Below are 5,774 nucleotides of genomic sequence, written 5' to 3'. Positions count from 1 at the left end.
GGATCGTCGCCGTAGATGGTCTCCTCGTCGTCCTCCAGCGCTGTCGGCAGCGCGTCCCGCACCGCGGTCTCCCCATGGCGACCCGGTTGACCAGGCTGCCGATTCCGTCCACGGTCAGCGTGACCACGTCACCGTCGCGCAGCGGCGGCGGTGTCCGCTCCCCGCGGCGGCCCCACAGCTCGGCCAGGCAGCCGCCGTTGCCCACGGTGCCGGAGCCCAGCACGTCGCCGGCGACCACCCGGCTGTCGCGGGAGGCGTAGGCGATCATCGTCTCGAAGGTCCAGCCCATGTTGGCCAGCAGATCGCGGCCCACCTGGACGCCGTTGACCGTCGCGGTGCACCAGAGCGCGAGGAAGCCCCAGCTGTCCCGGTACGGTTCCAGCTCGTCCGCGGTGACGATCCACGGGCCGAGGGTGCCGGCGAAGTCCTTGCCCTTGGCCGGTCCCAGGTTGACCCGCATCTCGCGGCTCTGCAGGTCGCGGGCCGACCAGTCGTTGAAGATGGTGTAGCCGAAGATGGTGTCCGCCGCCTGCTCGACGGTCAGGTCCGTGCCGCCGCCGCCCAGTACGACCGCCACTTCGAGCTCGAAGTCGCGGGCCGTCGAGGCGGCCGGGAACGGTACGTCGTCGTCGGGGCCGATGATCGTGTGCGGGTTGGTGAAGTAGAAGGTCGGGGCGTCGTACCAGGCCTCGGGGACGCCGCCGGTCCCGTCCACGCTGCGCCGTACGCCCTCGACGTGCTCCTCGAAGGCGACGAAGTCGCGCAGGCTGGCCGGGGTCAGGGGCGCCAGCAGCCGTACCTGGTCGAGCGGGATGCCGGCCGAGGCGCCGACGGCTGCGTGGCCGAGGGCGAGAACCGCTTCCAGCCCCTGTCCGACGATGTCCCGCATGGACAGGTCCGGGGCGAACGGGTGGACCCGGTCGCCGGCCACGACGCCGGTGCGCTGCTCACCGGCGTACCGGAAGGTCGCGAGCCGCATCAGACCGGGGGAGCGACGAAGACGCCGCGGTCGGGGTCGTTGAACGACTGCCGGGCGACGAACTCGCTCATCGGGTTGGCCGTGCCCCACTGGTCGCTGACCATCGGGTCGGAGAAGTCGTAGAGGTGCGGGTGCCAGGTGTCCTCGTCGAGTCGTTCCAGCTCGGTGGTGTACTCGACGGTGTTGCCGTGCGGGTCGAGGAAGTAGCTGAAGGTGTTGTTGCCCGCCATGTGCCGGCCCGGCCCCCAGACCTTCTCCACGCCCGCGCGCAGCAGCCGGCCGGTGCCGCGCATGTACTCGTCGATGCCGCGCAGCTCGAACGACGCGTGGTGCAGTGACGTGTGCGGGCCGCGCGCCACGGCCAGGCTGTGGTGGTAGCGGTTGGTGCGCAGGAACCACATGACCTCGCCCAGGTGCGGCGAGTGCAGGGTGTCGGAGAGCGCGAAGCCCAGGTGCCGCTGGTAGAACGCGACGGTCGCCTCCGGATCGGGCGAGTTGATCACCACGTGCGAGAGCTTGACCGGGATGGACTCGCCGGCCTCGACCCGGCGGTGCCGGCGGACCTCGACGTCGCAGGAGACCTCGACCGTACGGCCGTCCACGTCGAAGAAGCGGAAGCCGTAGCCGCCGCCGGGCGTGCGCAGCTTGTCCGGCTCCTGCACGAGGGTGACCCCGGCCCGACCGAGCCGTTCGGCGAGGGCGTCGACGTCGGCGTCCGAGGCGGCGCCGAAGGCGATCAGGTCCAGGCGCTTCTCGGCCGCCCGGCGCAGCCGCACCGAATACTGCTCGGGGGAGCCCTCGGCGGCCAGGAACGCGATGCCGTCGTCGGTGGTCTGCGGGCTCAGGCCCCAGGTGCCGGTGTAGAAGTCGAGCTGGCGGTCGTAGTCGGGCACGGCCAGGTCGACGTGCCGGAGGTGGGTGATGAGTCGTTCGTCCATGGCAGGCTCCTTCGGGTTCACGCCGGTGCGCTGACGAGGTGGGAGATGCGGGCCATCAGGCCGGGGACGTCGCCGCGTTCCCGGTCCAGCAGCCACCGGCTCAGCTGCAGCGAGGCGTCGACGACGGCGGTGGCGCGCGGGACCCGCCGGTCGGTGAAGGCCTGCCACATCGCGTCGGTCGGTGCGTCGGCGGCCAGCAGCAGCTCGGCGAGCACCTCGGCGTCCTCGAGGGCCTGGGCGGCGCCCTGGGCCAGGGTGGGCGGGCAGGCGTGGGCGGCGTCGCCGATGAGCACCACCCGGCCGCGGTGCCACGGCGCGCTCAGCACGTGGGTGTACACCAAGGTTTCGTACCCTGGGGGGGGGGGGGTCCGGTGCTCGCGGATCTCGTCCCACGGCCCGTGGTAGGCCTGCGACAGCTCCCGCATCACCGCCAGCGACTCCGGCGGGCTGAGCTCACTGCGATCGCGGGCGTCCTCGACCAGGTACGCGTACAGCGAAGCCGGCCCGGTGGGGCAGTAGCCGGCGATGTAGCAGGGGCCGCCGTAGTAGAGGTCGGTGCGCGTCACGCTCGCCGGCCGCGGGGTGAACGCCCGCCAGATGCCCATGCCGGTCGGCGTGGTCGTCAGGTCGATGCCGAGCATGCGGCGCGTCTGCGAGCGGATCCCGTCGGCGCCCACCACCAGGTCGTAGCGGGCGGTGCCGCCGTCGGCGAAGGTCACGTCGACGCCGTCCGCGTCCTGGGTGAACGTCGTGCAGGTGGTCCCGAACCGGATCTTGGCACCCACCGCCGCCGCCCGGTCGAGCAGGATCCGGGCCAGCTCCGGCCGGTACATGCCGGTGGTGGCGGGCAGGTCGGGGCCACCGGTACGGATGTCGTCCAGCTCGGCGATCAGCGAGCCGTGCGGGTCCGGGGCGCGCAGCCCGAGAGTGTCGAACGAGTAGCCGTGGGCCGACACGTCCGCCCACACACCGAGCCGGCGCAGCACCCGCAAGGCGTTGCCCTGCAACGTGATGCCGGAGCCGGCGGTGTCGGCGGCCGGCTTGGCGTCGATCAGGTCGACCGAGACTCCGCCCTCGGCGAGCAGGATGGCGATCGCCGTACCGGCGGCACCGCCGCCTACGACGAGCACGTTGCGGACTGCGGCCATGGCGGTTTCTCCCGGGTTTCGCGGCTTGTGACTCACACCACTGTCGCGGCCCGTCGGGATATCAGGAAGACCGATTCGTTGATGCCCGCCATCCACCGCGTTTATGGTGACCCGATGGCCGTCGACCGTGTGCTGGTCAATCTGGACCTGAATCTGCTGGTCACCCTGGACGTGCTGCTGCGCGAGCGGAACGTGACCCGGGCGGCCGAGCATCTGGGCTCGAGCCAGCCCGCGGTCAGTGCTGCCCTGGCCCGCCTGCGCCGGCACTTCGGTGACGACCTGCTGCACCGGGTCGGCAACCGGTACGAGCTCACCCCGCTGGCCACCCAGCTCGTCTCCCGTACCGCCCCGGCGCTGGCGGGCATCCGGCGGGTCTTCGACGTCAGCGCCGAGTTCGACCCCTCCGCCGTCGAGCGCGAGTTCACCATCGTCACGTCGGACTACGCCGCGGCGGTGCTGGGCCCTATCGTGACCCGGCTGCTGGCCGAGCGGGCGCCCGGCGTCCGGCTGCGGTTGCAGCAGACCTCCCCGTACGCGGTGGACCACGCGGTCGACACGCTGCGCGCGGTGGACGGCATCGTCCTGCCGCACGGCTTCCTGGCCGACACCCCGTTCACCGACCTGTACGAGGACCGCTGGGTCTGCATCGTGTCCCGGGACAACGACGCCGTCGGGGCCGGGCTGACCCTGGCCCAGCTCGGCGAGCTGCCCTGGGTGGTGCTCTACAACCTGCCGACCGCGTTCGCGCCGGCGGCCCAGCAGCTGCGCATGATCGGCGTCGAGCCGCGGGTGGCGGTCGTCGTCGACGGCTTCCTGCCGATGCCGTTCCTGGTCGCCGGCACCGACCGGGTCGCGCTGCTGCAGGAGCATTTGGCCCGGCGCATCGCCGGGCTCGCCGCCGTGCGCATCCTGCCCTGCCCGTTCGAGGTGGTGCCGCTGGCCGAGGCGTTCTGGTGGCACCCGATGTACCGCGCCGACCCGGCCCACGCCTGGCTGCGCGAGGTGCTCGCCGAGGCGGGCCGGCTGCTCGCGGCCGGCGCCCCGGACCATCCACGGGGCTGATGGCCGCCATCCACGGTTCGCTCTTCCCCCGGTGACGGCTGCTCACCCATAGTCAGCGCACTGGATGTGACCCGCGGCACATCCGCCGTCGTCGTCACAGGGAGAGGCACCCGCATGTCCGAGACCATCCTGCCCGCGCCGACGGGGGCGGGCACCCCGCAGACCGGCCCCCGCCGGGCCGGTCCGGCCCAGCTCGCCCTGCTGCTCGCGGGGAGCTGCCTGTCGGTGCTGGGCGCCGTGCTCATCGCGCCCGTGCTGCCGCAGATGACCGACCACTTCGCCGGGGTCGCGGGCTCCGAGGTGCTGGTGCCGGTGGTGCTGACCGTGCCGGCTCTGTTCATCGGTCTCGCCGCGCCCTTCGCCGGCTTCGTGGTCGACGCGGTCGACCGCAAGCGGCTGCTCATCGTCGCGATGGTCCTCTACTCGGTCTTCGGGACGGCCCCGCTGTACCTGGAGTCGCTGGGCGCCATCATCGGCAGCCGGGTCCTCGTCGGACTCTGCGAAGCGGCGATCATGACGTGCTGCACCACCCTGATCGCCGACTACTGGTCCGGCTCGCGCCGCAGCCGGTACCTCGGCCTGCAAACGCTGATGGCGTCGGTGTCCGCTGCGGTGTTCCTGGGCGTCGGCGGTGCGCTCGGGGCGGCGGGCTGGCGTACCCCGTTCTGGCTGTACCTGGTCGCCGTGCTGCTCGCGTACCCGATGGCCCGGATGCTGTGGCAGCCCGAGCGGGCACCGGTGGGCGCGGCCACCCGGGGCCGGCGGCTGCCCGGCGTGCCGTGGCGCGACCTGCTCGTGCCGTGCCTGGTCACGCTGGTCGGCGGGATCATCTTCTACGCCCTGATCGTGCAACTGTCCTTCGTGCTCGACGATGCCGGCGTCGCCTCCACCGCCACCATCGGGGCGCTCAGCGCGCTGATGTCCGTGGCGACCGCGGCCGGCTCGCTGGCCTTCGCCCGGCTGTCCGGGCAGAGCCCGCGGCGGCTGCTGCCGGTCGCTTTCGCGGTCTCCGCCGCCGGGCTGCTGGTCGTCGCGGCCACCGGTTCGGTCGCACTGATCACCCTCGGCGCCGTGCTGACTGGGGCCGGCACCGGCCTGCTGCTGCCCACGCTGCTGACCTGGGCGATCAACCGGCTGAGCTTCGAGCAGCGCGGCCGGGGCACCGGGTTGTGGACCGGCGCCCTGTTCATCGGCGAGTTCCTCTGCCCGCTGCTGATCGCGGGCATCGGCGCGGCGGCGGGCGGACTGCGACCCGCGCTCGCGGTGCTGGCCGCCCTGGCAGCGGTCCTGGCCGTCGTGACGCTGATCGTCGTGCCGCGCGACGCCGAACCGCTCGACGTCACCCACGGCTGACTTATTGGAGCGGTTGCTCTGATATAACTGTCGGGTGCCCCGCCGTCGCGTCCACGACCTGGACCACCTGCTCGACACCGCCGAACGCCTCGCCGCCGAGCTGGGCGCCGGCGGTGTCACGGTGCGCGGCCTGGCCACCGCGGCGGACGTGCCCAACGGCACCATCTACCACGCGTTCGGCTCGCTCAACACGCTGCTCGCCCGGGCCTGGCTGCGGGCGGCGGAGGCCTTCCTGCGGTTGCAGACCGAGCTCATCGACGAGGCCCGGCCGGGCGGGGCCCGCGAGGCGGTGGT

5 protein-coding genes and 1 pseudogene are annotated in these 5,774 nt (G+C 72.7%); 3 read left to right on the top strand and 3 right to left on the bottom strand.

What is annotated here, in order from left to right; translation table 11 throughout:
- From AB0C29_RS30470 to AB0C29_RS30460, 3 genes are all read right to left on the bottom strand, one after another.
- Nucleotides 1-979: fumarylacetoacetate hydrolase family protein (locus AB0C29_RS30470; RefSeq protein WP_360827288.1), on the bottom strand; the 979-nt coding region annotated here is incomplete at its 3' end.
- On the bottom strand, nucleotides 979-1,917 hold the full coding sequence (locus tag AB0C29_RS30465) for a VOC family protein (protein ID WP_360827284.1): 939 nt from the start codon (nucleotides 1,915-1,917) through the stop codon (nucleotides 979-981). The genes AB0C29_RS30470 and AB0C29_RS30465, both read right to left, overlap by 1 nt.
- Before the next feature lie 17 nt (nucleotides 1,918-1,934).
- Nucleotides 1,935-3,065 (bottom strand): FAD-dependent monooxygenase, encoded by a 1,131-nt coding sequence (locus AB0C29_RS30460; RefSeq protein WP_360827281.1) that lies wholly within the window; start codon nucleotides 3,063-3,065, stop codon nucleotides 1,935-1,937.
- A gap of 114 nt (nucleotides 3,066-3,179) precedes the next feature.
- On the opposite strand from AB0C29_RS30460, the gene AB0C29_RS30455 reads away from it, so the two are divergent.
- The 3 genes and pseudogenes from AB0C29_RS30455 to AB0C29_RS30445 all read left to right on the top strand — a co-directional run.
- A complete protein-coding gene (locus AB0C29_RS30455; RefSeq protein ID WP_360827277.1) occupies nucleotides 3,180-4,127 on the top strand; it encodes a LysR family transcriptional regulator in 948 nt (315 codons plus the stop codon).
- Between the two features lie 114 nt (nucleotides 4,128-4,241).
- Nucleotides 4,242-5,480: an MFS transporter gene (locus AB0C29_RS30450; protein ID WP_360827274.1), complete on the top strand. Its 1,239-nt coding sequence runs from the start codon at nucleotides 4,242-4,244 to the stop codon at nucleotides 5,478-5,480.
- Between the two features lie 121 nt (nucleotides 5,481-5,601).
- Nucleotides 5,602-5,774: pseudogene (locus tag AB0C29_RS30445) on the top strand (hypothetical protein); the annotation flags it as partial.

This window comes from Actinoplanes sp. NPDC048791 (genome assembly GCF_040650095.1).
GTDB lineage: Bacteria > Actinomycetota > Actinomycetes > Mycobacteriales > Micromonosporaceae > Actinoplanes.
Note: the sequence above shows the minus strand (reverse complement) of the source record. Positions and strands in the feature narration are given on the sequence as shown.

Excerpts from the sequence above, each read along its gene's own strand:
- AB0C29_RS30465 (WP_360827284.1), bottom strand. The coding sequence starts at position 1,917 with ATGGACGAACGACTCATCACCCACCTCCGGCACGTCGACCTGGCCGTG.
- AB0C29_RS30460 (WP_360827281.1), bottom strand. The coding sequence starts at position 3,065 with ATGGCCGCAGTCCGCAACGTGCTCGTCGTAGGCGGCGGTGCCGCCGGT.
- AB0C29_RS30455 (WP_360827277.1), top strand. The coding sequence starts at position 3,180 with ATGGCCGTCGACCGTGTGCTGGTCAATCTGGACCTGAATCTGCTGGTC.
- AB0C29_RS30450 (WP_360827274.1), top strand. The coding sequence starts at position 4,242 with ATGTCCGAGACCATCCTGCCCGCGCCGACGGGGGCGGGCACCCCGCAG.